The sequence below is a fragment of the Corynebacterium glutamicum ATCC 13032 genome (assembly GCF_000011325.1).
GTDB lineage: Bacteria > Actinomycetota > Actinomycetes > Mycobacteriales > Mycobacteriaceae > Corynebacterium > Corynebacterium glutamicum.
In genome coordinates this window covers 2814042-2839562 of sequence record NC_003450.3, presented here as the reverse complement: position 1 = coordinate 2839562, position 25521 = coordinate 2814042, and the positions used below count along the sequence as shown (strand labels likewise).

Sequence of the window (25521 nt, the reverse complement as noted above, 5' to 3'; positions counted from 1 at the left end):
TACTTAAACCTACTGTTTTTTGCAGGCGCGCAGTGGTTTACCGTGGCAGGTGGAAATAACCCGCCTCATTTTGTTCCGCGAGTCCGTCCTCAATGAGCGAAAACAGCGCCCGGGAGCGTTGGGCATCGTCAGGCCACACGACATCAATCGCGGATAGTGGCACAGGTGCGGTGGCATTGCGCAGTACGTCCATGATTAGGCCACGGACTTGTCGGTCGGTTCCCACAAATTTCTGCACACGCTTTTTCGCTGAAGCCAGCTCCTCTTCACTCGGGGAGGGACAGCCAAGTTTTTGCCATTGACACTGGTCAAGCAGTGGGCAGGTGTCACACTTTGGGGAAGTGGCCGTGCAGATAAGAGCACCCAACTCCATTATTGCGGCAGAGAATTCTGGGGCGTGAGTGTTGGGAAGGAGAAGGGAGACGTCGATAAGCTCTTGCTTTTTCGCAGGCCCCGCAAGGTAACGTCCGGCTACCGCGCGCTGGTACACGCGACGCACGTTCGTATCGACCACCGGCACGCGCTGCCCAAAATGAAACGCCGCGACCGCGCGCGCCGTGTAATCACCGATCCCCGGCAACGCGAGCAGCGCCTCCACCGTATCCGGCACCTCGCCGGCATGCTTTTCGACGATCACCTCCGCACATTCCTTCAACCTCAGCGCCCTACGTGGATAGCCCAACTTGCCCCACGACCGCAAAATCTCATCGGTGCTCGCATTCGCGAAATCTTCCGGAGTGGGCCATTTTTCCATCCACTCACGCCAAATCGGCTCGACTCGCGCGACGGGAGTTTGTTGGCTCATCACCTCTGAAAGGAGAATTCCCCATGCTGAAGTATTGGGATCACGCCACGCAAGATCGCGGGCATTTGCTCTAAACCACACGAGCAGGGCTGTTTGAAAAGCTGTAAATGACATGACCTAAATGATTGTACTGACTGGCACTTTAGGTCATATGTCACACCGAGTGGAATAATAAAGCTTATGCCTTTGCGTAATGTTGATAGAACTCCGCCCGCAGTATGGGAAGCATTGCTTGCCGGAAACGAAAGATTCATCAGTTTCAACGAAGATCGACCAAACCAGGACGCCCCGCGCAGAAGAGAACTTCGCAATGGACAAACGCCTGCAGCTGTTGTTATTTCCTGTTCAGATTCTCGAGTGCCAGTTGAGATTATTTTTGACGTCGGTCTCGGTGACCTCTTTGTTGTCCGTACTGCCGGAGAAATCCTCGACCAAGCAGTGCTTGCGTCCATCGAATACGCCACTGAATCCATCGGCGTTCCATTGGTTATCGTCATGGGCCACGAATCCTGTGGTGCAGTTGCAGCAACTGCAGCAGCACTTGAAGGCGGTGCACTTCCCGGAGGCTACCAACGAGTTTTGGTTGAAAAGGTTGCACCATCCATTCTAGAAGCCAAGGCAGAGGGCCTGAGCTCCATCAAGGAATTCGAGGAACACCACGTTGTGGCAACGGTAAACCAACTGTTGTCCCGTTCTCCAGAGATTCATCAGAAGGTCGAAACCGGTGAGTTGGGAATCATTGGTTTGCGCTACCGACTCTCTGACGGTCGTACTGAACCTGTAATTAGCAAGAACGTGGGTTAGTTTTCGGTCTGAGATTGCCTATGATCGGTGATTTGGGGGCCGTGGGCAGTGTGGTTTGGTAGTTCGGGGGACTCAAGTTAGAGAAACCAGACAGGCGTGCCAAGACTCTGGGTTTTTTCCAGGTTTTGGAACGCCTGTCCGGTTTAGAGGTTTAGAGATTGAGAACCGGTTGGGAACCGGACACAGGTGCCAGAAGTTCGGCTTTTTAGGTAATCTTGGCGCACCAGTTTGATCGCTGTGGAAACTATCACAATTCCCGTCCTGAACAGCGAAAAAGTGACCTCGCAGAATCGATTCCAACGGCGGTGAACGCCACTCAGCCCTATGGCCCTTTTGGAAATCCAGGCCCGCAAATCGACCTCTAGGGCAGCAGTGATTGATTTCATAAAAATCACAAGTTTGTAACTAAAGGTACAGTTGGTGAAGTATCCACAATCAACTTTAGGAGACCTTGTGACTGCAACATTTGCTGGAATCGACGCCACCAAACACCTCATCGGAGGTCAGTGGGTGGAGGGAAACTCGGATCGAATTTCCACCAATATCAATCCTTACGACGATTCCGTAATCGCCGAAAGCAAACAAGCTTCCATTGCTGATGTTGATGCCGCGTATGAAGCCGCGAAGAAGGCCCAGGCTGAGTGGGCAGCTACGCCCGCTGCGGAACGATCTGCCATCATCTACCGTGCGGCTGAACTTCTTGAAGAGCACCGGGAGGAAATCGTGGAATGGCTGATCAAGGAATCCGGCTCGACGCGTTCCAAGGCTAATTTGGAAATCACTTTGGCAGGAAACATCACTAAAGAATCGGCTTCATTCCCTGGTCGTGTGCATGGTCGAATTTCTCCTTCGAATACTCCGGGCAAAGAAAACCGTGTGTACCGCGTAGCCAAGGGCGTTGTCGGAGTGATTAGTCCATGGAATTTCCCACTGAACCTCTCGATCCGCTCGGTTGCTCCGGCACTAGCCGTGGGCAACGCCGTAGTGATTAAGCCTGCGAGTGATACCCCAGTTACTGGTGGTGTAATTCCTGCACGAATCTTTGAGGAGGCCGGAGTTCCTGCAGGCGTGATCAGCACGGTTGCGGGCGCAGGATCTGAAATCGGTGATCACTTTGTCACCCACGCCGTGCCAAAGCTGATTTCTTTCACCGGTTCAACCCCAGTCGGTCGTCGTGTCGGTGAGCTGGCAATTAATGGTGGACCAATGAAAACTGTTGCACTAGAGCTCGGTGGCAACGCGCCGTTCGTTGTGCTTGCCGACGCCGACATCGACGCCGCTGCCCAGGCTGCCGCAGTTGGCGCTTTCCTACACCAGGGACAGATTTGTATGTCAATCAACCGAGTCATTGTTGATGCTGCAGTTCATGATGAATTCCTAGAGAAGTTCGTTGAAGCAGTGAAGAACATTCCAACCGGCGATCCAAGCGCAGAAGGAACCCTTGTTGGACCTGTCATTAATGACAGTCAGCTCAGTGGTTTGAAGGAAAAGATCGAGTTGGCCAAAAAGGAAGGCGCAACCGTCCAGGTTGAAGGGCCAATTGAAGGCCGACTGGTTCATCCGCATGTGTTCTCTGATGTCACCTCTGACATGGAAATCGCTCGTGAGGAAATCTTCGGACCTCTCATCAGCGTGCTGAAGGCCGATGATGAGGCACACGCAGCAGAGCTGGCCAATGCTTCCGACTTTGGTTTGAGCGCGGCAGTGTGGTCGAAGGATATTGATCGTGCAGCCCAGTTTGCTCTGCAGATTGATTCCGGCATGGTTCACATCAATGACCTCACCGTCAACGATGAACCACACGTGATGTTCGGTGGTTCAAAGAACTCTGGCCTCGGCCGCTTCAACGGCGATTGGGCGATCGAGGAGTTCACCACAGATCGATGGATCGGCATCAAGCGCAGCTAATTGTTTTTCGACGTAACCCCACACTCAACACGCCCAAAACGCTAATCCGCTGAACAGGCCGATGAAAGTAATAGAGTGTTCTGTGTGGGAACGCCGAGACATAATGAAGTCATTTACAAGCGCCGCCGCATGGCAGCGCTCCTAGTTCTGCTCGTCGTGATTGCCTTGATTATCTGGGCAGTCGTCGCGCTTCGAGGTGGATCATCGGAGCCTGAGGAAGAGCAGCCAAATAATGCTGTAGTGACCTCCTCAATGGAATCTTCCACGACGTCTAGTTCTTCTTCTAAAGAATCCACGACTGAAGCCACCACAGAAGAAGAGACTTCCAGTGCTGAACCAACCGCAACATCCACCGTTGCAGCAGATGCAAAAAAGACCTGTGAGCTTAGTGACTTGGTGATTTCCGCAAGCACTAATCAGCCGACTTTCTCAGGTTCTGCGCAGCCAGAATTATTTATGGCTGTGCATAATCCGACTGCTGTTGATTGCGAAATTGACCTCGAGGAGAACAAACTCCGTTTCGAGGTATACAATCTCGCGACCAACGCACGAATCTGGTCTGATGTCGACTGCAACCCTGCAGTTGAAGACGGCACGAGCGTGTTCCCTGCCGGCGAGGATCGCTACTTCCAGGCAACATGGTCTCGTACCACTTCAGCGCCAAACCAGTGCAACAACCGCACTGATGTCCCCGCCGGTGGCTACTACTTGCACACTGTGGTCGGTAATAACCCTTCACCAGCGGTGACCTTTAACCTAACTTAAACGGCCAAGTCCGTCGGTGATGTGGCGTGCCCACAGTGAGCCCACACCATCGACTGCACTTAGATCCTCTACTGACGCATTGAGCAGTGCATCCAAGTTGCCGAATTCCACGATGAGTTTATCCATGAGGAATTTTTGCACTCGAGGAATTCTGTTGAGCGTGCGGTAGCCGCGAGGAGTGACTGGCTCATCAAGTGCTTCCTCGGTCGGTGGCAGTCCAAGAACACGCGCGATGTTCGCAGGATTCAGCAGAGCCTTATCATCTAAATGTGAGATCGCTTCGAGGGCTGCGTGGATTTCCTCATCTGCAGGAATACCGTCGGTGACAAGGTAATCAGCAATGATTGATTCACGTTCTCGGTCATTATCGCCACGTAATTCGCTGAGCTGGATCTGAATCTCCTTGGCGTCTTTGCCTAGTTCAAGAACATCGCCATCAATGATTTCACCCACTCGGCGCAGCATTTCCTCGCGCTGAATGACAGAAACAACATCAATCACGGTGACATAGCTGTGGAGTTCAGCCAGGTGAAGGCGGTTATTGACCTGATCGAGACGATCGCGGTAGCGCTCCATTGTTCCCAAAGCTTGGTTGGCGCGGTTAAGCAGGGCAGCTGGCTGCTCCAACATGTGGGATTTGCCCTCGACGTAGAGAGTGATGGTGTTTTGTGATTCGGATACCGCAATCACTGGCACACCGGTGTGAAGCGCGGTGCGTTCTGCAGAACGGTGGCGGGTGCCGGACTCCTGGGTTGGCCAGGTTGGTGAAGGCAGCAGCTGAACATTGGCGCGTTTGATACGCTCAAGGTCGGAAGACAAGATGACAGCGCCATCCATCTTGCACAGCTCGCGGAGTCGGGTTGCAGCAAACGAAACGTCGAATTCAAAGCCGCCGTCGCAGATCGAGGAGACGTTTTCATCATCACCAATGACGATTAACGCGCCGGTGTGTCCTCGGACGATGCGGTCTAAGCCATCGCGAAGTGGTGTGCCTGGGGCGAGGCGCTGCAACGTTCCTTTGAGGGTGTGCACATCCTGAGTTCCAGTGGAAAGGGCATCTGGGTTTGATACAGGAGTGGTTGTTGGTGTCATGCTTTATAAGCTTACTGCTGCAAGTGCTTCGGCAAGTGTTGAAGCTTCGATGACTCTCAGGCTTGTTTGTTTGATGCCTGAGCCTCCGGGGATGACTGCTTTTTCATAACCTAAACGTTCCGCCTCGGCTAGTCTGCGATCAACGTTGGGGACGCGACGGATTTCTCCGGCCAAGCCGACTTCACCGAGTACCACTGTTTTATCTGGTAGTGGTTTCTTGGCTAAAGCCGAGGCAGTAGCGAGCGCGACAGCGAGGTCTGTTGCTGGTTCGCCAACTTTCATGCCACCAACGGTTGCCACGTAAGCGTCTTTTCCTTGGGTTTGGCGTCCGGCGCGTGCGGATAACACCGCAAGGACCATGGGGACCCGATTGGCGTCGAGGCCCGTGACGACCCTGCGTGGATTCTTGGAGGGGGCGTCGACAAGCAAGCTTTGAACCTCCGCTAATAGCGGGCGCACGCCATCCATGGCGACGGTGACCGCGGTGCCGTCTGGGGTAGAGCCGCGGTGGGAGAGGAAGAGTCCGGAGGGATCGGGGACTTCTTTGATGCCGTCGGATTGTTGTTCGAAGCAGCCGACTTCATCGGTGGCACCGAAGCGGTTTTTGATGCCACGGAGCATTCTTAAGGAGGAGTGGCGGTCACCTTCGAAGTTTAAAACGACGTCAACGAGGTGTTCAAGGACGCGTGGACCTGCGACGTTGCCGTCTTTTGTGACGTGGCCTACCAAGAGAATTGGGATTCCGGAGGTTTTCGCAAGCGTGGTGAGCGCGGCTGTGACAGCGCGAGATTGCGCGACACCGCCCGCAACGCCTTCAACGCCAGCGGCATGCATAGTTTGCACGGAGTCCACGATGAGGAGGCTCGGTTTCACTTGGTTAACGTGGCCGAAAACCACATCCAGATTGGATTCAGCAGCAAGATAAAGGGTGTCTTTGACAGCTGCGGTGCGCTCAGCGCGAAGACGCACCTGACCTGCTGATTCCTCCGCGGTGACATACAGCGCGGTGCGGGTCCCGTCGCCCTCTTTCATTGAAGCCCAACGGCTTGCGACCTCAAGCAGCAAAGTGGATTTACCAACACCGGGCTCACCGGCCATGAGTACGACGGATCCTGGCACGATGCCGTTACCGAGTACGCGATCTAACTCTCCAATACCAGTGGAAATGCTTGTGGCCTGGGAAGCAACGATCTTACCGATGGGCACTGCCGGGGAAGTTGGGGTCAAGCCTGCCGGCGCAGCACCCGACACAGCAGCACGAGCCGCACCACCGGACTCACCGACTGTGCGCTCTTCCATGGAACCCCAAGAACCACATTCAGGGCAGCGCCCCAACCACTTTGGGCTGGAATAACCACATTCAGAACACTCGTGTACGCTGCGAACCTTTTTTGCCATGCCCCTACCTTAAACGGTGGGATGGACATTAAGAGAAACGGTGTTCGAAAAGGGGTGAAAAAGAACCGCCCACCTCCAACAATTCATTGGAAGTGGGCGGTTCAAGCAGCTTTGAGAGGCTTAGTGGTGGCTTGCCTCTGCAGTGTCTCCGCCGACCTCGCGGTTTTCTACGCCTGACTCGAGGACAGGTGCGGAAACGGTGGCATCGATGGTGATCGCACCGGTGTCGAAGACGAACTCAACTGGCACGACTCCGCCGTATGCGAAACCTGGGTTCTCAAGAGAAGTTGCTACGTGCTGGATGCAGCCAACTTCTGGCTCCTCGATCAGATCCAGTTCGGACTGGATGTCTGCAACGAGGGAGCAGTTGCGCTCGATTGGCTCTGCATCATCAAGCTCAACCTCTTCGCCGTCAACGGTGACGGACTCAAGGGTGTGAGAAGTGTGAGAGGTGTCCTGGTTGATGGCGGTGAACTTTACTCCAGCTTCGCCGTCGGTGGTGAGGTGCACGGTTACATCACGCACCAGAACTGGGTCGTTCGCGGAGCCTGCCTGGTTGCCATCAACTGCTGCAACCTGGCTTGAGGTCTGGGTGATCTGTCCGGCACTGCAGGATGCAAGCGCAAGAGCTGACGCAGCAGCCACGGTCACGAGCGCGCCACGACGGGCAGCCAAGTTCAGGGACTTCACGGATTCGTCCTCCATTGGTTTTAAGAAATTCCAGGATTTATCCAGAAAAATCTGGATATGCTGCTCACAACCCTAGTCCGTTTAAGCGCATTCACACAGTCGGTTGATTAAACGGAGGGTGTAAACGGGGGCAAACAAAAGGGGCATAAATCTTAAATGTGGATTGTTCAAGGGTGGAGGGAAGCGTCGAAAAGCAATTTTTTTATTTGCTTAAAAGGGGTAGTCGGATGGTAAATTTCGCGCCTTTGCCCAGGCCAGCGGATTCTGCGGTTAGTGTGCCACCTTGCGCTTCGATGAGTGCGCGGGAGATGGTGAGGCCGATTCCGGAGCCGGATTGGTCGTCGGAGTCGGATCGTTTGGCGCGGAAGTAGCGTTCGAAAACGTATTTTACGTGTTCAGGGGCGATTCCTTCGCCGTTGTCTATGACTTCGATGACGATGGTTCCCACGCCTTGACGCAGGACGCGGACGTGAACTTTCCCACCGGCGGGGGTGTGCCGCAAGGCGTTGGAGAAGAGGTTGGCCATGACTTGGGCGAAGCGTTGGCTATCAACGCGGATGAGTTCGGTGGAATCGCTGCCTGTTACTTCCAGGGCCACGCCTTTTTCTTGGTAGGAACCTGCGGCGGCTCCGGCGGCATTGTGAATGAGACCACCGATGGCGACGGTGCTGTAGACCAGGTCGAAGCGGTGTTCTTGGGCTCTAGAGACATCATCAAGATCTGATGTGAGGCGGGAAAGCCGGCCAAGTTGCTCGGCGAAAACTGCGTGGGTGTCGGCGTCCCACTCCACCATGCCGTCCTGCAAACCGTCGACATAAACAAGGAGGACGGAAAGGGGAGTGTTCATTTCATGGGATAGATCGGAGAGCATGTTTCGGCGGAGTTCTTCTGTGTGTTCGAGCTGATCCGCCATGGAATTGAAGGCGAGAGATAGAGCAGCGACCTCTTTATCCACATCGGAAATGGGTACGCGCACCTGGTAGTCGCCGGAGCTCATGGCAGTTGCAGCCCGGGACAGTCGCCACAACGGCTGGCCCAGGCGGTGGGAAAGCCAAAAACTCACACCAATGGAGCTCAACACTGCGGTGGGAAGTGCCGCTGCGAGGGCAATGTAATTGGCGTCCCGGTAGGCCTCCTGAATGTGGAAATCCGTCTGGCGGGGATCAATCGGGCCGGAAAGATCCAGGTGAGAATTGAAAATTGCAGGCCCTACCAAGGCAGCCACAATCAGGGCGGCCAGCAGACTGATCAACACCACAGCAAGCTGCGCGGTGAGCAGACGAAAAGTCAGGCTGTGGCGAGCTGGGATGAGGGCTGTCATTTGAAGGCCATCCGGTAGCCAACACCTCGGATGGTGTCGATGAAGTGTGAACCCGGCGCAGGTGCTTCCAGCTTGCGGCGCAGATTTCCAATGTGCACGTCAACGATGCGTTCATCGCCAACCCAGGTGGTATCCCACACTTGGCTGACCAAATCACGCCTAGACACTGCCTCTCCCGGTTTGTGCATGAGGGCTTGAAGCAGCTCAAATTCTGTGCGGGTCAGTGTCACCCCAACGCCTTTGACAGTGACTTCATGCGCCAAGGTGTCCAGCTCAATGTGGCCATAAGTCAAGGTCAAACCATTTTGGATGGTTTCATCGATTTTTCGAGGGCGACGCATTACTGACTGGATACGAATGACAAGTTCGCGGATATTAAACGGCTTGGTGATGTAATCATCAGCCCCAATTTCCAAACCTGTAATCCGATCCCGCTCTGAACCCCTGGCGGTGAGCATTAGGATGTAGCAATCGGTGAACGCGCGGATGCGTTTGCACACTTCCAAACCATCAAGACCAGGCAGCCCAAGATCCAAAATGACCACGTCGGGGCGCAGGTGAGCGACCTTATCTGGAGCAGCGGCGCCGTCGTGGATCGTGGTGGTATCGAAACCCGCTTTGCTTAAATAAAGCGAAATCATGCGAGCAAGAGGGCGCTCATCTTCAACGATCAGCACCCTGCCGGAAAGGGTTTCATTTAGCGCGGGGGAGGGGTTCGTCATGGTTTCAAGTATGGCCTTTTCTGTTTCCTGATTAACAACAGGAGCAGAAACGGCTGCCTTGGCCTCGGCCGCTCAACCGTAGATTGCGGGTGGAGGGCCGCGTCGAAAAGCATTATCCCTGCGCCTCAAGGCGCTGAAGTTACGTTAAATATGGTAGAATTCCATAGGTTAAAGCCTGCCCCGAATTCGATTGAAATTTGAGGGGTAGCGCAGCAGGGTGAAGTATTAAATAGGTCGCTTGCATGGACAATGCGGGCGCCACCGGCTGGTTCTAGCAAAAATGGAACCGCCATTAGAAGGAGTGGGAATGGAATTCAAGGTCGGAGATACCGTCGTTTACCCGCACCACGGAGCTGCAATTATTTCAGCCCTGGAGCAGCGTGAAATGAATGGTGAGACGGTGGACTACCTGGTTCTCCAGATCAATCATTCCGATCTCGTCGTTCGCGTTCCAGCAAAGAACGCTGAACTCGTTGGCGTGCGTGACGTTGTCGGCGAGGAGGGCCTGCAGAAGGTTTTCTCTGTTCTTCGTGAAATTGACGTCGAAGAAGCCGGCAACTGGTCCCGCCGTTACAAGGCTAACCAGGAGCGTTTGGCTTCCGGTGACGTGAACAAGGTCGCTGAGGTTGTCCGTGACCTGTGGCGTCGTGATCAGGATCGTGGCCTTTCCGCTGGTGAGAAGCGCATGCTCTCCAAGGCGCGTCAGGTTCTTGTTGGTGAGCTCGCGCTCGCCGAAACCGTGGACGATGAGAAGGCGGATGCTTTCCTCAGCCAGGTCGATGAGACCATTGCTCGCCACCGCGCTGACCTGCTCGGCGACGAGGAAGAGAAGAAGGACGCATTCGACGACTTCGACGATTCCGACGTGGATCTTGACGATCTGAGCTTCGACGACGAAGATTAGACGCCCATGTCGTCTACACGAATCCCCGTCATCGCACTCCTCGCGGCGGCGGGGCGCGGAACCCGCCTCGGCGGACCCATCCCCAAAGCATTCGTCACGTTGCGTGAACGCACACTTTTAGAGCGCTCGCTCCAAGCCATGCTCACCTCCGAAAGCGTCGACGAAATCATCATCCTCGTCAGCCCCGACATGGAAACCTACGCCCGCGATTTGCTGCGCAAACGCGGTCTTTTGAACGACCCCGAAGGGGTACGCGTACGGCTCGTGCACGGCGGCGGGGAGCGCGCGGACTCGGTCTGGGCAGGCCTTCAGGCAATTTCGCTTGACGACGCCACCCCCGATGCAATTGTCTTAATCCACGACAGCGCCCGAGCGCTCACACCACCCGGCATGATTGCGCGCGTGGTGCGCAAAGTCCACGAAGGCGCCACCGCAGTCATCCCAGTACTGCCAGTATCGGACACCATCAAACGAGTGTCCCCTGATGGCGGAGTAGTTGTCGACACACCCAACCGTGCAGAACTTCGCGCCGTCCAAACCCCACAAGGCTTCCTGCTGTCCGAACTTGTTGCAGCGAATGAGAAATTCTTCGCCGACCCCAACCCAGGCTTCATCCCAACCGATGACGCCAGCTTGATGGAATGGTACGGCGCAGATGTAGTCTGCGTACAAGGCGACCCAATGGCGTTTAAAGTAACAACCCCCATTGATATGATGCTGGCACAACGCATCACCGACGAAGCCGAACCCACAATATTTGAGGTACCAGGTGACTAACCCAATCATCCCCCGCGTAGGAATCGCCACAGACGCCCACCAAATCGAAGCGGGAAAACCCTGCTGGATCGCCTGCCTCCTCTTTGAAGGCGTCGACGGCTGCGAAGGCCACTCCGACGGTGATGTTGTAGCTCATGCAATTGTGGATGCTCTCCTTTCTGCCTCTGGTCTGGGGGATTTGGGCTCTTTCGTTGGTGTGGGGAGACCTGAATACGATGGTGTTTCTGGTACACAGTTGTTGAAGGAAGTTCGGGAGCTGCTTTCGGCACACGGGTACGTCATTGGAAATGTCGCCGCCCAACTGGTTGGCCAAACCCCCAAATTTGGACCCCGCCGCGAAGAAGCACAACAAGTCATCTCCGAAATCATCGGCGCACCATGCTCACTGTCTGCCACCACCACTGATCACATGGGATTCACTGGTCGCAGCGAGGGTCGTGCATCGGTAGCAACGGCAGTGGTGTGGAAGGCTTAAGTTTTCTGTAGGGATTGGGCTGACTTGGTCTGTTTGGAGCTGGCGGGGACTGGAGGGGGCTGGCTTCAAGGTATGGTCGGGGCATGCCCAAGCTGAGTTCACCTAAAGTCTGGAATCTCGTTGCTATCATCGTGCTTGGCGGGATGGCTACCGAGCAGATTTTGGGATTTCGGGACAACAACTCCACCGCATTAGTGATGTGGATTTCGAGTGCAATAGCCATCGGAGCTGTGGTGTGGGGACTTTCGAATTACAAAAAGCCCTGTGATTGGTTTATTCCGCGCCTCTACGCATTTGCGGCTGTACCCAATTTAATGCTCCTTTTTGATGCGCAATCCTGGACTAAGTTTTGGGGCGGTTTGGCAGGGGCAGTTATTTTCACACTAATTCTCAGTGGATTTCTTGCCCTGTATAAAGACTTCCACAAATCACCTAAGAGGAAGTAAACCCCTGTAGTTTGTCGGGATCGACTGTTGCTTTAATGTCGGTGGCTTTATTGTCCGTCGCTTTGTCGAAGCGGAGCGACCCAAGGCTCACCGAAAATTAGTTGTGTTCGACAGTGCGCGACCTGTGGCAGTGCGAGCAGTTTATCGATGATCAAAGATTGTAATTCGGTGCTGTTCGCTACGGCGACATGAACAAGATAGTCTTCGCTGCCACTGACGTTGTAGAGCGCGAGGGTTTCGGGAAGTGCGAGTACTTTTTGCACAAAGTCATTGGCTGTATCACGGGCGTGGGGTCGGATTTGGATGCCAAGAAAAGCCTGTTCACCTCTACCCAACAAACTTGGGCGAACGTGCGCACGGGTGGCTACGATTGTTCCATTTCGTCGCATTCGCCGGATCCGTTCTAGACAGGTGCTCGGTGCGATACCGACTTTGGCTGCGATGTCCTTGTTCGGCATTGTTGCATCGACCTGTAAAAGTTCGAGGATTTTCCAATCTACCGAATCTAATTTTGGAGATTGATCTTGTTTCATTTGAAATTCATTCATGTTTGAAGTCTAACGAATCATATTCGTACATTTAGTTTCTGGAAATTCTTTGAACAGAAATTGAGGTACACGTGGACGCAGCATCATGGGTCGCATTCGCACTCGCATTATTGGTGGCATTAGCGGTGCCCGGACCTGACCTTGTTCTTGTTCTACATTCTGCAACCCGCGGGATCCGCACGGGGGTCATGACTGCGGCAGGAATCATGACGGGACTGATGTTACATGCGAGTCTTGCGATAGCCGGAGCAACTGCATTATTGCTATCAGCTCCGGGAGTATTGAGCGCTATTCAACTTCTTGGTGCGGGAGTGCTTTTGTGGATGGGCACGAACATGTTTCGTGCTTCCCAAAATACCGGGGAATCTGAAACTGCTGCTAGTCAATCGAGTGCAGGTTATTTTCGAGGATTTATCACCAATGCCACGAACCCGAAAGCGCTGTTGTTCTTTGCAGCGATTCTTCCTCAGTTCATTGGGAATGGGGAAGATATGAAAATGAGGACCTTGGCATTGTGTGCCACCATCGTGCTTGGCTCAGGAGCGTGGTGGTTGGGAACAATCGCATTGGTCAGGGGTATTGGTCTGCAAAAGTTACCGTCTGCGGATCGCATTATCACCCTGGTTGGTGGCATCGCACTGTTTCTCATTGGTGCCGGATTACTGGTTAATACTGCTTATGGGCTTATCACTTAGGCCGGTTGTGCGAAAGTGATAAGCCCGCTGTGAGGGAATAAAGGGTTGGAGACTACAAACGAGTTTTGTTCAGCAGCGATGGTGTCGCTTCGAGCAGAGTGCGGGTGTAGTCCTGCTGCGCATTGTTGAAGATCTCTGAGGTGGTGTTTTCCTCAATGATTTCTCCAGCCAGCATGACTGCGATGCGATCAGAAACGTAGCGAACAGTGTTGATGTCGTGGGAGATGAATACCAATCCCAGGCCGAGTTCAGTTTTCAGATCCAGCAGAAGGTTGAGGACCTGCGCACGAACGGATACATCCAGCGCGGAGGTTGGTTCGTCGGCAACGATGATGTCAGGTTTCAGCGCAAGTGCTCGAGCAATGGCCACGCGTTGGCGTTGGCCACCGGAAACCTGTCGGGGGAGTACTTCCAACGCGGATTGCGGGAGGCCAACCATGGAGATCAGCTCTGAAACCCACTGGTTGCGGGATGCTTCATCGCCAACTTTGTGTACTCGAAGTGGATCGAGGAGCTGTTCGCGCACGGTCATTCGTGGGTTTAACGAGGTGGCAGGATCCTGGAACACGACGGATACTGAGCTGCCGAGTTCTTTGCGCTGCGCACCACGAGGCTTCATGGGCTTGCCTTTGAACAGCACTTCGCCGGAGGTGACCGGTTGCAGGCCAACCATAACGCGGGCAAGGGTAGATTTTCCGCAACCAGATTCACCCACGATGCCGATTACTTCATCGCGGTAGGCCTTGAAGTTGATGTTTTTGTTGGCGTGGACCTGGTCTGGGCGAAACAGCTTTCCGGTACGGGTCTTGTGGATCACGTTGGTGTTTCGCAGTACCAGGATGGGTTGCCTGGTGTCGATTGTCGAGGTCATCGTTGTTCTCCCTTTGCGGCAAGAAGTTCATCGGTTGCTGCGTATGCATGCTCTGTGCCCGTGATGGGGCGAAGTACTGGCTTTTGGTCAAGGCCAAGTTCTGGGAATTCTGATCGTGGTGCAAAGCGGTCGCCTGCCACGAATTCCTTTGGTGATGGAACAGTGCCTGGGACCTGGTAGAGGCGGTCCACACCAGCTTCGATGGAGAGCACGGATCCGAGCAAACCGCGGGTGTATTCGTGTCGAGGATCGATAAGGATTTCGCGGGTGGTTCCTTGCTCAACAACCTGACCTGCGTACATGACGGTGAGCTTGTGCACCAGGCGGGCGACAAGAGCCAAGTCGTGGGATACAAAGATCATGGCGAATCCGAGCTTTTCACGCAGTTCATTAAGCAGATCGACAACCTGCTGCTGAACAGTGACGTCTAGCGCGGTGGTTGGCTCGTCGGCGATGAGGAGGCGTGGGTTTCTGGTCAGTGCCATTGCGATGAGAACTCGCTGGCGCTGGCCACCTGAAAGCTCATGCGGGTAGGACTGCAGGGTGCGCTTTGGATCAAGGCCTACAAGTTCCAGGAGTTCTTCGGCACTGCGCTTTCCACCGCGGCGGGTCAGCTGCTTCATTTGGGCGCTGATCAGCATGGATGGGTTGAGTGAGGAGAGTGCATCTTGGTAGATCATGGCGATTTCATGTCCACGCAGTGCATTGAGCTCGTCTGGTTTCAGATCAAGGAGGTTCTTTCCGTCGAAAAGGATCTCGCCTTCGATCTTTGCTGTTGGAGGCAGCAGACCCATGATCGACATTGCGGTAATCGATTTACCACAGCCGGATTCACCGACAAGACCCATGGTTTGGCCTGGGGCGACGGTGAAGTTCACGCCGTCGACAATATTGATATCTCCGTGAGCATTGGGGAAGGAGATCTTTAGATCGCGAACTTCCAACAGAGGAGTGGGGTTGCCATCAAATATAAGCCGGTTATTGGAATTGTTTTCGCTGGTGGATAGCGCAGCAAGTGATGCGAGCAGTGAGGCGTTGGCTTCTTCACGTGTGGTGTGCCCAAGCACGATTCCGGAGCCTTCCTTTTCACCGGATTCTTCCTTCTTCAGTGCCTTCTTTGCAGAAGCTGAAACAGGCTTTGGCTTAGGGCTGGCCAGGGTGTCGGTGAGGCCTTCAGAAAGGATGTTCAAGCAGAGAACGGTCAGCAGGATCATCAAACCTGGGAAGAAGGTTGGCCACCATGCGCCGCTAAGCAGCAGGGCTTTACCATCGGCAAGGATGTTGCCCCATGAAGGTGATGGTGGTTTCACACCAGCGTTGATGAAGGACAGGGATGCTTCGAAGACAATCGCATCGGCGACCAGGACGGTGGCGAACACCAGAATCGGAGCCATGCAGTTTCGGGCAACGTGCTTGATCAAGATGTGAGCGGTTGATGCGCCAATGACCTTGGAAGCATTGACGTAGTCTTCACCGAACTGGGACAAGATATTTGCACGCACAATGCGGGCCAGCTGCGGGGTGTAGAGGAAAGCGATGGCGAACACGATAACTGGAACGCCGTTGCCGAACACTGCAACGAAGACTGCAGCCAGTGCAATTCCTGGGAAAGACATGATTACGTCGAGGACGCGCATGAGAACTTCGGAGATTGCTTTGTTTGCAGTCGCTGCGATAGATCCCAACACTGCCGCAACTAGAAGTGCTGCACCCGTAGCGAAAAGACCAATGATCAGGGAGGCTCTGGCGCCGTGGGCTACGCGGGAGAAAATATCGCGGCCGATGGCGTCGGTACCAAACCAGTGCTCACCGCTTGGAGGCTGGACTGGAGTTCCGGAGGCCAGTGGATCGTATTTAGCAATCAGTGGGGCAAAGATCGCGAGGAGGAAGATCAGGAGAAGGAAAACCAGCGCGATTTTTGAAGTTGGTGCAAGTGCGCGGAAGCCACCAAGTCGTGCACCGGGCTTGTTTTCTAATGTGGTGGTTAGTTTACGGCGCATCTAGATGCTCCTAATACGTGGATTGACCAGGACGTAGAGCAGGTCCACGGCGATATTGACGATGATGAAGGCGATGGCAACGGTGAGGGTGACACCTTGGACGAGGTAGACGTCATTTCGGGTCACACCGTCTAGGATGAGCTGTCCCATTGCTTGGATGTTGAAGATGATCTCAATGATCACCGCACCACCCATGAGGTAACCAACGCGAAGACCAATCACGGTGATTGGGGTGATCAGCGCATTGCGCAGAACATTGCGGGCAACAACTTCAGTTTTGGGGATACCTGCACCGATTGCTGTGCGGACGTAGTCCTTGTCCAGTTCTTCCACCATGGAGGTACGAACAACGCGGGCCAAAGAACCTGCAACGGGGACTGCCAACGCAATCGCTGGAAGTGCGATGTTGTTGAAGTAGGTGGCGGGATCTTCGCTGAATGGGACCCACCGGGTGACAAGTGCTGGGAAGAAACCCCAGGCTCCAGGGATAGTACCCAACCACTGGATCAGCAAGATAGCCAACCAGAATGAAGGAGTAGCAAGAGCCGCAATGGAGACCACGCGAATCAACTGGTCAGGCCAGCGGTCTCGGTATAGAGCGGCGATGACACCGAGGATCAACGCCACTACAACAGCGATGATGAGTCCCCAGAATGTTAGCTGCAGGGTGATGGGGAAAGCGCGGGCAACAATGTCGGTAACAGCTACGCCACCGCTAGAGGTTCCCAAGTCGCCTTTGAGCATGCCGAGGATGAAGTCGAAATAGCGAACCATCATTGGATCGTTGAGGCCGTTGGCTTCACGGTAGGCTTCAAGTGCTTCGGGGGAGGCTGATTCGCCTAGGGCAAGTCGTGCCGGGTCGGCAGGAGAGAATGACATGACGATGAAAACCAGCAGGGTGACGCCAATAATCATGATCGGTAAAGCGATGAGCCGTCGGCCGACAAGTCTCAAAAGATTGGACATAGTGGGTATCGCGCTTTCGATGAGATCTTAAAAAGTGTGCTGAAAAATGCTGAAAACTAACAGGCTAGAAAAACGCCAAAAACTGGAAAGAATTGGAGAGAGCTGGAGAAAACTGAAGAGAAAAAGCCCGGCGCGGCGCAGAATTCTGGCTACGCCGGGCTTTGAAAGCCACTGGGGTTGTTATTCAGTAGTTGCAACACCTGAGAAGTTCAAGCCGGTGAGTGAGATTGGCTTGAAGTCGACGAGGGCGTTGGAGTTCCATGCGGTTGGGACCTTGCGGTGGAACAGCGGGTAGAGGGGAACATTGTCGGAGATGACATCGAAGGTGCGGTTCCAGATGTCTTGCTGTTCTGCCTTGTCGGTAGCGCGGATGCCTTCTTCCAGGAGGTTTTGTACCTGGTCGTAGGATTCGCTGCCCTTCCAGTGCATGCGGGAGTCGGTCCAGACGTCGCCGGCGTACCACCAGCGCATGAGGAGGTCTGGGTCGTTGCCGAAGACGGATGGGTCACCTGGGGCGATGACGACGTCGTATGCTTCTGGCTTGCCGTCGATGGTGTTGTAGACGTCGGCGGATTTACGTTCGGTGAAGGAAACGTTGATGCCAAGGGCTGCGAGGGATTCCTGGATCAGTGGGGTGCAGTTCTTGACCCAGTCGTGGTCGGTGCACAGGAGGTTGAGGCTGGTAAGGCCGGTTTCAGCGAACAGCGCCTTGGCTTTGTCGGCGTCGAGGGAGTAGACCGTGGATGCCTGGTTGTAGTTGGGGTGTTCCTTCTGCACGAAGGAGGTGGCTGGGGTTGCCTGGTCGGACATGCCGGTCTTAACGATCTTGTCCATGTCCAGTGCGTAGAGGAATGCCTGGCGGTTGCGGACGTCGTTGAAGGGGTTGCCTTCGGAGCAGTTGAACATGGCGAACAGGAGGCCGAATCCTTGGACGGATTCTACGGTGCTGGTGGCTTCAAGCTGTGGGATCGACAGGTATGGAACGGAGTCGATGGCCATGGTGCTGCCGGACTGAAGGGAGTTGGTGCGGGTGGAGGCGTCGGGGATGATCTGCCATTCCATCTTGGCGGCACGTGCTGGGCGTGGGCCGTTGTAGTCGTCGTTGCGCTCGAACTTGACCACCTTGGATGCACCGTTGTCGGTCATCTTGTATGGGCCGGAGCCGATTGGGTTGGCGTCGAATCCGGATGCGTCTGCTTCCACGACGGACTTTGGCACGATCTTTACTACTGCGAGGCGTTCGCTGATGATGCCGGTTGCGTAGTCGAGGTCGATGGTGACGGTGGTGTCATCCTTCTTGGTGACTGACTTGATGAATGGGATGAAGGATGCGTAAAGGGAGTTGTTGGCTGGATCGAGGACTCGCTCAAAAGAGAAGACTACGTCGTCTGCGGTGACTGCGTCGCCGTTGTGGAAGGTGGCGCCGTCGCGAAGCTTGATGTCTAGGGAGGTCGCATCGGCTGAAGGCAGTGCGCTGGCGAGTGCTGCGTAGACCTCGCCGGTGGCTGGGTCGATTTCGGTGAGGCCTTCAAGGGTGTGCCAGTTGGCTGCCACAGTGAGAGCCGAGGTGGTGGTCATTGGGTCGTAGCCGTTGGTTCCCAGTTCGTAGGAGATGGCTGCGGTGATGGTGCCTTCTTCATTTGCAGTTCCGGTGCCAGCTGCGGTGGAGGTGGATCCGCTGGTGCCGGTGTTGTCTGGTGCACATGCAGCAAGTGTTGCGCCGATGCCAGCTGCGACACCGAGGATTCCGGTTGCTCGGAGGAAATTGCGGCGAGTAATCGTGGTGCTCATGAGGTACATCCTTTTTAAAAGAGGGGCCCAGGCCGTGAGTTGAATTGTGACGCTATGCTCATTAAAAGAAATTGTGAGCGGTGTCATTGAATTGCTGTAGTGTCAATATACATCAGACATCAGACGTTTAGGAATAAATTTTTTGAAATCATTTCAGAAAATGCACATTTACTTACCCCTACAGTGGGGTGCCGTCTAGAAACTTGCAGGTAGAACATCTGAAAGCACTTCAGATAAGACGGATGGGGTCTGATGGAAACGACAGTCGATATGATCAGAACCATCTCCAGATTAGGAAGTGAACACAATGGAAAGCTCCAAAAAGACTTCGCGATCAAGGTCCACTACTCAAGAAGCAGTGCGCGACATTAAAAAATACATTCGGGACAACCGGCTGCGTACGGGAGACCTTCTTCCTTCCGAAGCGTTCTTATGTGAGGAATTGGGTTGTTCCCGTTCTGCGATCAGGGAGGCGATCCGCGCGCTCGTGACCTTGGACATCGTCGAGGTTCGCCACGGCTACGGCACTTTCGTGTCCAGGATGTCCCTCGAGCCCCTGATCAACGGGATGGTGTTCCGCACGGTGTTGGACAATGACACCTCGGTGGAAAACCTTTTCTACGTGGTGGATACCCGCGAAATCCTTGACCTTTCACTTGGCGAAGAGCTGATCGAGGTGTTCACCGACGATGACCGCGAGCTACTCCTTGATCTGGTGGACAAGATGCGCGAGCACAACGATCAGGGCGAATCCTTTGTGGTGGAGGATCAAAAATTCCACCGAGCACTCCTAGCGCGAACGAAAAACCCGCTGATTAGAGAGCTCAACGATGCGTTTTGGCAGATCCAAACCGAGGCGCAGCCCATGCTCAATCTGGCTATGCCCGCAGACATCGACGAAACCATCAAAGCTCACAGCGACATCGTCGAAGCGCTCTCCAGCGGCAACATCGACGATTATCGCAGCGCCGTGCTCGCTCACTACGCGCCGTTTCGCCGCATGATTTCCAACATGCTCGATGCGCACTAGCCTCATTGCGCGCGGGTTGTACCGCATTCCCGCGCTGGTCTGGGATCAGGGTCTTTTAACGCTTTTCGACGCCCGCCTCAGTGTTGACGACCTCCCCGCACCCATCGACGTGGTGTCAGCGCGATCCTCAGACGGCATCACCTGGACCACCCCAGAACCAGCAATCGTCGAAACTGAACACCGCGGTGTGGGCGATGTCTGCCTTGTCACGGGCGATCTGTGCTTCCACGGATTGTCCAACCTCGCAGGATTTTTTGAGGATCCCACCGACCTTGAACCCCGGCTGGCGCGCCGGGATGTGAGTGGGTGGACGTCGATAAGCATGGCCCACTATTTTGCGGATGTTGATGCCGCGTTCGCCTCGTCGGGGACGGGACTTGTCCTGGCGGATGGGCGGTGGATTCAGAGTTTTGTGGTGCGGCGCGGGCGCGAGATTTCGCTTCGGATTCTGCGCAGCGATGGCCACATCACCGATATTGCCGGCGGTAACGAATCCGCGATGACGCAGCTGCCGAGCGGTCGGATTGTGCTGCATTCCAGGGGGGTGGGACACCGTCTGAGCAGTGTGTCCGATGATTTCGGGGAGACATTCACTCCGCTGGAGCCTGTGCCTGAACTAATCGACCCCGGCTGCAACGGCCACGTGTTCTACTGGAAAGCGGCTGGAATGCTCGCCGCAACGCACCTGGCGGACCCTGATCTGCGACGCCACTTGGTGGTTGATTTATCCAGCGACGAAGGAGCGACCTGGGCGCATCGCATCACCATCGAGCGCGAAGAAGCCGCCTATTCAACCGCTGCGGAAATGCCCAACGGAGATGTTGCCGTGGTGTGGGAAGCAGAGGGAACGCGCGCGATAAAATGCACGGTGATCAGCGTAAATGATATTTCGCTGCGGATCGATGAGCCCATTTCCGATGCCATATCCCTCCGCCATGTGGTGATCAACGATGACCATGACGGCATCGAAGTCGCACTGCCTGACGCATCGCAATGGGGTGAAGGTGTATTCAAAATTGTGTCCAATCCAGACGCGAGCACCCAAAAAATCCGCACTCGAGGCAAGCCCGCGCGACAGACCCTGGAAATTGGGGATGAATTGGTTTTTGATATCCGCAAGGGTGGAGAAGTGGCTTACGGCGTCACGGTTCCTTATGATGGTCGCTCGTTGGGGGAAGTTAAACAGGATTTTGGAGTGGGGCTGTAGAGGCCGATTTGCGGTCCTTTAATTGCGGGATGGGTGCTGGGTAGGTTTTGGGGTCGTTGGGCTCTTAGAAGCGATTCTGGCACTGTTGTTTTTGGGGCTACTGAGGCTGGTGTGATTCCTGTGTGGTTACTGGGGGTTAGCAGGGCAAGGATCCACCACATCCCTGAGGAATCTTGGAATCTGTGGTGGATCCTAGCGCTTTTAGGCAGATGAGACGCAAAAATCCACCACAAAACCGCTGATCAGAGCGATTTGTGGTGGATCCGTGCAGCGCTGGACTAAGTGCTAGTGCAACAGTGACGCGAACTGTCCAGTGATGAAACCAGGGTCAGTGATTGCGGTGCCCACGATGATCGCGTTGGCACCAATGAGACGACCGTGCGCCACATCCGCAGGGTTGGAGAAGCGACCTTCGCCAATGAGGAACGCATCGGGAACTAACTCACGTGCTTCGCGGAGGCAATCGAAATCTGGACCGACTGTTTTCTCGCGGTGTTCGGTGTATCCAGCAAGCGTGGTGGACACAAAATCCGCGCCAGCCTTATGCGCACTGAGAACTTCTTCGGGAGTTGCGCAGTCCGCCATGATGAGAATTCCGGAATCGTGGGCAACAGTGACCAGCTCTGCAAAGGTGGAGCCGTCAGGCCTAGGTCGGAAAGTTGCATCCGCGCAGACTACAGTGGCGCCGGATTCTGCCACTGCTCGAACGGAATCCCTGGTTGGGGTGATGTAAACTCCTTCGGAGCCTTCTTTGGTGAGTCCGAAAACGGGAACGTCGACACGGTTGGAGATTGAACGGATATCTTCCAAACCGCCGTAACCGCCACAGCGAATGGCAGGAGCACCGCCATCGACACAGGCTGCGGCCACATGGGTGAGCGTATGGGTATCTCGCATGGCATGGCCGTCGGGAGCTTGCACGGAAACAATGAGCTGGCCTTGAAGCTGTGCGTAGAGCTTTGAGCGTTGAGTATTTAAGTCCATTATTTAAGGAAACTCCTGTGTTGAGAACAGCGTTTTAGGTGCTTAAAAGGCGTTATCGCGGGCATATTTTGCTGCTGCGATGACGGCTGCTTGGGCACCAAGGGACGTGCTTAAAACTTGTACGGATTTGTTGGGGGTTAACACTCGATCGAAAATCCCTGCGGTGATGGGATCCATGACGGGTGCGCCGATGCCTGCGACTCCGCCTCCAACTACTACTGCGGAAAGGTCCAGCACTGTGACTAATGCGCCTAGCGCTTGGCCAAAGCCTCGGAGATTTCCAGTAATGATTTGCTGTGCCAGGCCGTCACCTTGGTGGAAGCGCTCCATGATGGCGGGAAGGTCAAGTTGAGTTGCGGCGGCCTCGTTGTAGTACCTGGTTAGGCCGGTGCCACTTGCTACATTTTCGCACCGAACGGCTAATCCTGCATGGTCAGAGCACACAACTTCTGCGAATTCTCCCGCAGTTCCAGTGGGGCTACTCATCATGATTCCGTCTTCGATGATTGCTCCGCCGACTCCAGTGCCGAGGGACACGTAGAGTACCCTGCCGGTGAGGTCTTTGCCGGTGCCTAAGTGGTGCTCACCGTAGGCCCATACGCGGACATCATTGTGTGCCGCGAATGGAACGTTGAGGACTTCTCGGGATAATCCTCGCAGGTCAGTGCCTGCCCACTCTGTGAGGGTTTCACCGTTGTACACGATGGTTCCCTCTGGTCCCAGAATTACACCAGGAGCGCCCATGCCGATGCGGGCGACACTGAGACCGTGTTCCTCGGCAGCTTTTAAGCCTGCCAGAAGAACCAGCCGGATCTGCTCGATAGGGCTGTCGCCTTCTTTTGTTCCCAAGCGTCCCGTGGACAATGTTGTCGTCGGGGTGTTATCGGGGACTAGTGCGTAGGCAATCTTTGTGGCACCAATATCAAGGGCAAGGGTGCAAGTGGGATCAGTCATGAGGTGTGGGCCTTAAGCGGTGTACAGGAATTCATCAACAATGGCGTGAATGCGAGCAGTTTCTTCGTCGCTGAGGCTCTGGTGAGGAACTGCCATCGCATTGGATTCAATAATGCCAAGGTGTGCGAGTGCTGTCTTGAAACCGCCCAAACCAGCGCTGGATCCGGACATATGGGAGGTGTCTCCCACGAAGACGATGTGGAAGAGGTGGTTGATGCGCTTCTGCAAAGCAGCAGCTTCTGCCCACTTTCCATCGAGGCAGAGTTTTGCTAAAGCTGCGTATGCTGCAGGATCAACATTGCCCAGGCCTGGGACAACTCCATCGGCACCCGCAAGGTAGGCGAAATCAACGGTGGTTTCGCTGCCGGTGAGGATCTTGAACTGCTCAGTGAGTCCAGCATCATCACGAGCTTCGATCAGTGAGCGGATTGCGCCATCATTGCCACTGGAATCCTTGGTGCCTGCAAGAACGCCATCCTTGGCCAGCGTCAAAAGCATGACTGGGTTGAGGTTGGAGTGCACCGACACTGGGATGTTGTAGGCAAACAGTGGAAGCTCTGGAGCGGCGGCGTGGATCTTGCGGAAGTGTTCTTCAATTTCCACATCGTGGGTGCGGGTGTAGAAAGGTGCAGTGGCAACGAGGCCTTCGGCACCAGCCTCCAGGGCATCTTCCACGAGCTCAATCACGCGAGCAGTGGTGGTTTCAATGACACCAGCAGTTACGGGAACGCGGCCTGCGGTGTGCTCGATGATGGTGGTCAGTGCGAGTTTGCGCTGGGCGCGGGTGAGGAATGCCGCTTCGCCTGAGGAGCCCAGTGCGAAAAGTCCGTCGACGCCACCATTGATGAGGTGGTCAACGAGCTTGCGGAGGCTTTCTACATCCACACTGCCGTCGGCGTGGAGTGGGGTCATTACGGGTGGGATCACGCCGGTGAAAGTTGCGGAAGCCATGGTGCTCCTTGTGGGTTGAGGGAACGAGTGCGGGTGAGAAGTTTTTCAAGTGTCTGCAGTTTTTAAGTAATGCATCATCAGCTTGGAAGGCTGAGGTAATTCAGTAGACCTGCAACAGCAGGCCTCAAGTCCGAAGATAATTAACCTAAATCCGTAGACATAAGACATCATACGTCCTATGCTTGCTGGAAGGAAGCAAATAACCTCAGAAAGATGGCAGAAGTGGTGCATTATCAAGAAAATGCAGGTCAAGCAGTTAAAAAAATTGAAGGAAGAATTGTTACCCCCCACGGGGTGATTGATGGCTTTCTCCAACTCGAAAACGGCATCATCACGGAACTCTCTGGAGAACCAGCACCTAAAAACGCAGGATTCCACCCCGAACTCCCCACGATTGTTCCCAGTTTTATTGATCTTCATAATCACGGTGGAAACGGTGGCGCGTTTCCTACGGGAACGCAGGACCAGGCGAGGAATGCCGCGCAGTATCACCGCGAACATGGCACGACCGTGATGTTGGCAAGCATGGTTTCGGCGCCGGCTGACGCACTGGCAGCGCAGGTGGAAAACCTTATTCCCTTGTGTGAAGAGGGCCTGCTGTGCGGCATTCACCTCGAGGGTCCTTTCATCAACGCATGCCGTTGTGGTGCTCAAAACCCGGATTTTATTTTTCCCGGCAACCCAACAGATCTTGCCCAGGTGATCCATGCGGGAAAAGGTTGGATCAAATCGATCACAGTAGCGCCGGAAACTGACAATCTTACTGAGCTTCTCGATCTCTGCGCAGCGCACCACATCATTGCTTCCTTCGGGCACACTGATGCAGATTTTGATACCACTACCAGCGCAATTGCCTTGGCTAAAGAGAAAAATGTGACGGTCACGGCTACGCATTTGTTCAATGCGATGCCTCCGCTGCATCATAGGGATCCCGGCAGCGTGGGCGCTTTGCTTGCTGCGGCACGTGCCGGGGACGCATATGTTGAGTTGATCGCCGACGGCGTGCATTTGGCCGATGGAACGGTCGATCTAGCTCGTTCCAACAACGCCTTTTTCATCACGGACGCCATGGAAGCCGCCGGAATGCCAGACGGTGAGTACATTTTGGGCGTTTTGAACGTCACCGTCACCGATGGCGTCGCCCGTCTGCGCGATGGCGGCGCCATCGCCGGGGGTACCAGCACACTAGCGAGTCAGTTCGTGCACCACGTGCGCAGGGGTATGACGCTTATCGACGCGACCCTCCACACCTCAACCGTCGCCGCCAAAATTCTCGGACTTAGCGATCACGAAATCGTTAAATCCAACCCTGTAAATTTTGTGGTCTTTGACTCAAACGGCCAGTTACAACAGGTCCATTTAGACCATCAAGTAATTTAAATACGAGCAAAACTTTCCTGATAATAAAAGGAGTCCG

25 protein-coding genes are annotated in these 25521 nt (G+C 54.7%); 11 read left to right on the top strand and 14 right to left on the bottom strand.

The window, feature by feature from the left end; genetic code table 11:
• Positions 1-37 precede the first annotated feature (37 nt).
• Positions 38-919, bottom strand: coding sequence for an A/G-specific adenine glycosylase (locus CGL_RS13320; protein ID WP_011015296.1), 882 nt, complete (start codon positions 917-919; stop codon positions 38-40).
• 66 nt (positions 920-985) lie between these two features.
• On the opposite strand from CGL_RS13320, the gene CGL_RS13315 reads away from it, so the two are divergent.
• From CGL_RS13315 to CGL_RS13305, 3 genes are all read left to right on the top strand, one after another.
• Complete coding sequence (locus CGL_RS13315; RefSeq protein WP_003853851.1) at positions 986-1609, top strand: carbonic anhydrase; 624 nt, start codon at positions 986-988, stop codon at positions 1607-1609.
• A 453-nt stretch (positions 1610-2062) separates the two neighbouring features.
• Positions 2063-3517, top strand: a complete 1455-nt coding sequence (locus CGL_RS13310; RefSeq protein WP_011015295.1) for an aldehyde dehydrogenase family protein — start codon at positions 2063-2065, stop codon at positions 3515-3517.
• A 75-nt stretch (positions 3518-3592) separates the two neighbouring features.
• Entirely contained in the window at positions 3593-4282 is a 690-nt protein-coding gene (locus CGL_RS13305) for a hypothetical protein (RefSeq protein WP_011015294.1), read from the top strand.
• Here the strand turns inward: CGL_RS13305 and disA are convergent.
• The 5 genes from disA to CGL_RS13280 all read right to left on the bottom strand — a co-directional run bounded on the left by disA (position 4274) and on the right by CGL_RS13280 (position 9505).
• Entirely contained in the window at positions 4274-5374 is a 1101-nt protein-coding gene (disA, locus tag CGL_RS13300) for a DNA integrity scanning diadenylate cyclase DisA (RefSeq protein WP_011015293.1), read from the bottom strand. The two genes, CGL_RS13305 and disA, sit on opposite strands and share 9 nt — an antisense overlap.
• A gap of 3 nt (positions 5375-5377) precedes the next feature.
• Positions 5378-6772, bottom strand: coding sequence for a DNA repair protein RadA (radA, locus tag CGL_RS13295; protein WP_011015292.1), 1395 nt, complete (start codon positions 6770-6772; stop codon positions 5378-5380).
• A gap of 120 nt (positions 6773-6892) precedes the next feature.
• Positions 6893-7477 (bottom strand): hypothetical protein, encoded by a 585-nt coding sequence (locus tag CGL_RS13290; RefSeq protein WP_011015291.1) that lies wholly within the window; start codon positions 7475-7477, stop codon positions 6893-6895.
• A 187-nt stretch (positions 7478-7664) separates the two neighbouring features.
• Positions 7665-8783, bottom strand: coding sequence for a sensor histidine kinase (locus tag CGL_RS13285; RefSeq protein ID WP_011015290.1), 1119 nt, complete (start codon positions 8781-8783; stop codon positions 7665-7667).
• Positions 8780-9505 (bottom strand): response regulator transcription factor, encoded by a 726-nt coding sequence (locus CGL_RS13280; RefSeq protein ID WP_003853866.1) that lies wholly within the window; start codon positions 9503-9505, stop codon positions 8780-8782. Before CGL_RS13280 ends, CGL_RS13285 begins: the two co-directional genes overlap by 4 nt.
• 307 nt (positions 9506-9812) lie before the next feature.
• On the opposite strand from CGL_RS13280, the gene CGL_RS13275 reads away from it, so the two are divergent.
• From CGL_RS13275 to CGL_RS13260, 4 genes are all read left to right on the top strand, one after another.
• Positions 9813-10409, top strand: a complete 597-nt coding sequence (locus CGL_RS13275) for a CarD family transcriptional regulator (RefSeq protein WP_003853867.1) — start codon at positions 9813-9815, stop codon at positions 10407-10409.
• Positions 10410-10415: 6 nt separating this feature from the next.
• Positions 10416-11186, top strand: a complete 771-nt coding sequence (gene ispD, locus CGL_RS13270; protein ID WP_011015289.1) for a 2-C-methyl-D-erythritol 4-phosphate cytidylyltransferase — start codon at positions 10416-10418, stop codon at positions 11184-11186.
• Positions 11179-11661, top strand: a complete 483-nt coding sequence (gene ispF, locus CGL_RS13265) for a 2-C-methyl-D-erythritol 2,4-cyclodiphosphate synthase (RefSeq protein ID WP_011015288.1) — start codon at positions 11179-11181, stop codon at positions 11659-11661. The genes ispD and ispF overlap by 8 nt, the downstream gene beginning before the upstream one ends.
• 83 nt (positions 11662-11744) lie before the next feature.
• Positions 11745-12107, top strand: a complete 363-nt coding sequence (locus CGL_RS13260) for a hypothetical protein (protein WP_011015287.1) — start codon at positions 11745-11747, stop codon at positions 12105-12107.
• A 47-nt stretch (positions 12108-12154) separates the two neighbouring features.
• Here CGL_RS13260 and CGL_RS13255 read toward each other — a convergent pair whose 3' ends face one another.
• A complete protein-coding gene (locus tag CGL_RS13255; protein ID WP_011015286.1) occupies positions 12155-12655 on the bottom strand; it encodes an Lrp/AsnC family transcriptional regulator in 501 nt (166 codons plus the stop codon).
• A 71-nt stretch (positions 12656-12726) separates the two neighbouring features.
• Here CGL_RS13255 and CGL_RS13250 point away from each other — a divergent pair, with 71 nt between their 5' ends.
• Positions 12727-13350, top strand: coding sequence for a LysE family translocator (locus CGL_RS13250; RefSeq protein ID WP_011015285.1), 624 nt, complete (start codon positions 12727-12729; stop codon positions 13348-13350).
• A gap of 52 nt (positions 13351-13402) precedes the next feature.
• On the opposite strand, the gene CGL_RS13245 is transcribed toward CGL_RS13250, so the two are convergent.
• From CGL_RS13245 to CGL_RS13230, 4 genes are all read right to left on the bottom strand, one after another.
• Positions 13403-14221: an ABC transporter ATP-binding protein gene (locus tag CGL_RS13245; protein ID WP_011015284.1), complete on the bottom strand. Its 819-nt coding sequence runs from the start codon at positions 14219-14221 to the stop codon at positions 13403-13405.
• Positions 14218-16221 (bottom strand): dipeptide/oligopeptide/nickel ABC transporter permease/ATP-binding protein, encoded by a 2004-nt coding sequence (locus tag CGL_RS13240; RefSeq protein WP_011265986.1) that lies wholly within the window; start codon positions 16219-16221, stop codon positions 14218-14220. Before CGL_RS13240 ends, CGL_RS13245 begins: the two co-directional genes overlap by 4 nt.
• Positions 16222-17187: an ABC transporter permease gene (locus CGL_RS13235; protein WP_003853884.1), complete on the bottom strand. Its 966-nt coding sequence runs from the start codon at positions 17185-17187 to the stop codon at positions 16222-16224.
• Positions 17188-17367: 180 nt separating this feature from the next.
• Positions 17368-18978, bottom strand: a complete 1611-nt coding sequence (locus CGL_RS13230; RefSeq protein ID WP_011265985.1) for an ABC transporter substrate-binding protein — start codon at positions 18976-18978, stop codon at positions 17368-17370.
• A 307-nt stretch (positions 18979-19285) separates the two neighbouring features.
• Here CGL_RS13230 and CGL_RS13225 point away from each other — a divergent pair, with 307 nt between their 5' ends.
• Both CGL_RS13225 and CGL_RS13220 read left to right on the top strand, forming a co-directional pair.
• On the top strand, positions 19286-20008 hold the full coding sequence (locus tag CGL_RS13225) for a FadR/GntR family transcriptional regulator (RefSeq protein WP_011015280.1): 723 nt from the start codon (positions 19286-19288) through the stop codon (positions 20006-20008).
• Entirely contained in the window at positions 19998-21215 is a 1218-nt protein-coding gene (locus CGL_RS13220) for a sialidase family protein (RefSeq protein WP_011015279.1), read from the top strand. The genes CGL_RS13225 and CGL_RS13220 overlap by 11 nt, the downstream gene beginning before the upstream one ends.
• 285 nt (positions 21216-21500) lie before the next feature.
• Here the strand turns inward: CGL_RS13220 and CGL_RS13215 are convergent, their stop codons facing one another.
• Genes CGL_RS13215 through CGL_RS13205 form a run of 3 tightly spaced genes read right to left on the bottom strand, consistent with a single transcriptional unit; the run spans position 21501 to position 24104 of the window.
• Positions 21501-22199 (bottom strand): N-acetylmannosamine-6-phosphate 2-epimerase, encoded by a 699-nt coding sequence (locus CGL_RS13215; RefSeq protein WP_011015278.1) that lies wholly within the window; start codon positions 22197-22199, stop codon positions 21501-21503.
• Between the two features lie 42 nt (positions 22200-22241).
• A complete protein-coding gene (locus CGL_RS13210; RefSeq protein ID WP_011015277.1) occupies positions 22242-23153 on the bottom strand; it encodes an ROK family protein in 912 nt (303 codons plus the stop codon).
• A gap of 12 nt (positions 23154-23165) precedes the next feature.
• Positions 23166-24104 (bottom strand): dihydrodipicolinate synthase family protein, encoded by a 939-nt coding sequence (locus tag CGL_RS13205; RefSeq protein WP_011015276.1) that lies wholly within the window; start codon positions 24102-24104, stop codon positions 23166-23168.
• A gap of 213 nt (positions 24105-24317) precedes the next feature.
• Between CGL_RS13205 and CGL_RS13200 the strand changes: the two genes are divergently transcribed.
• Positions 24318-25484 carry an N-acetylglucosamine-6-phosphate deacetylase gene (locus tag CGL_RS13200; RefSeq protein WP_011265984.1) on the top strand — a complete coding sequence of 389 codons (1167 nt, stop codon included), beginning with the start codon at positions 24318-24320 and terminating at the stop codon, positions 25482-25484.
• Positions 25485-25521: the final 37 nt, after the last annotated feature.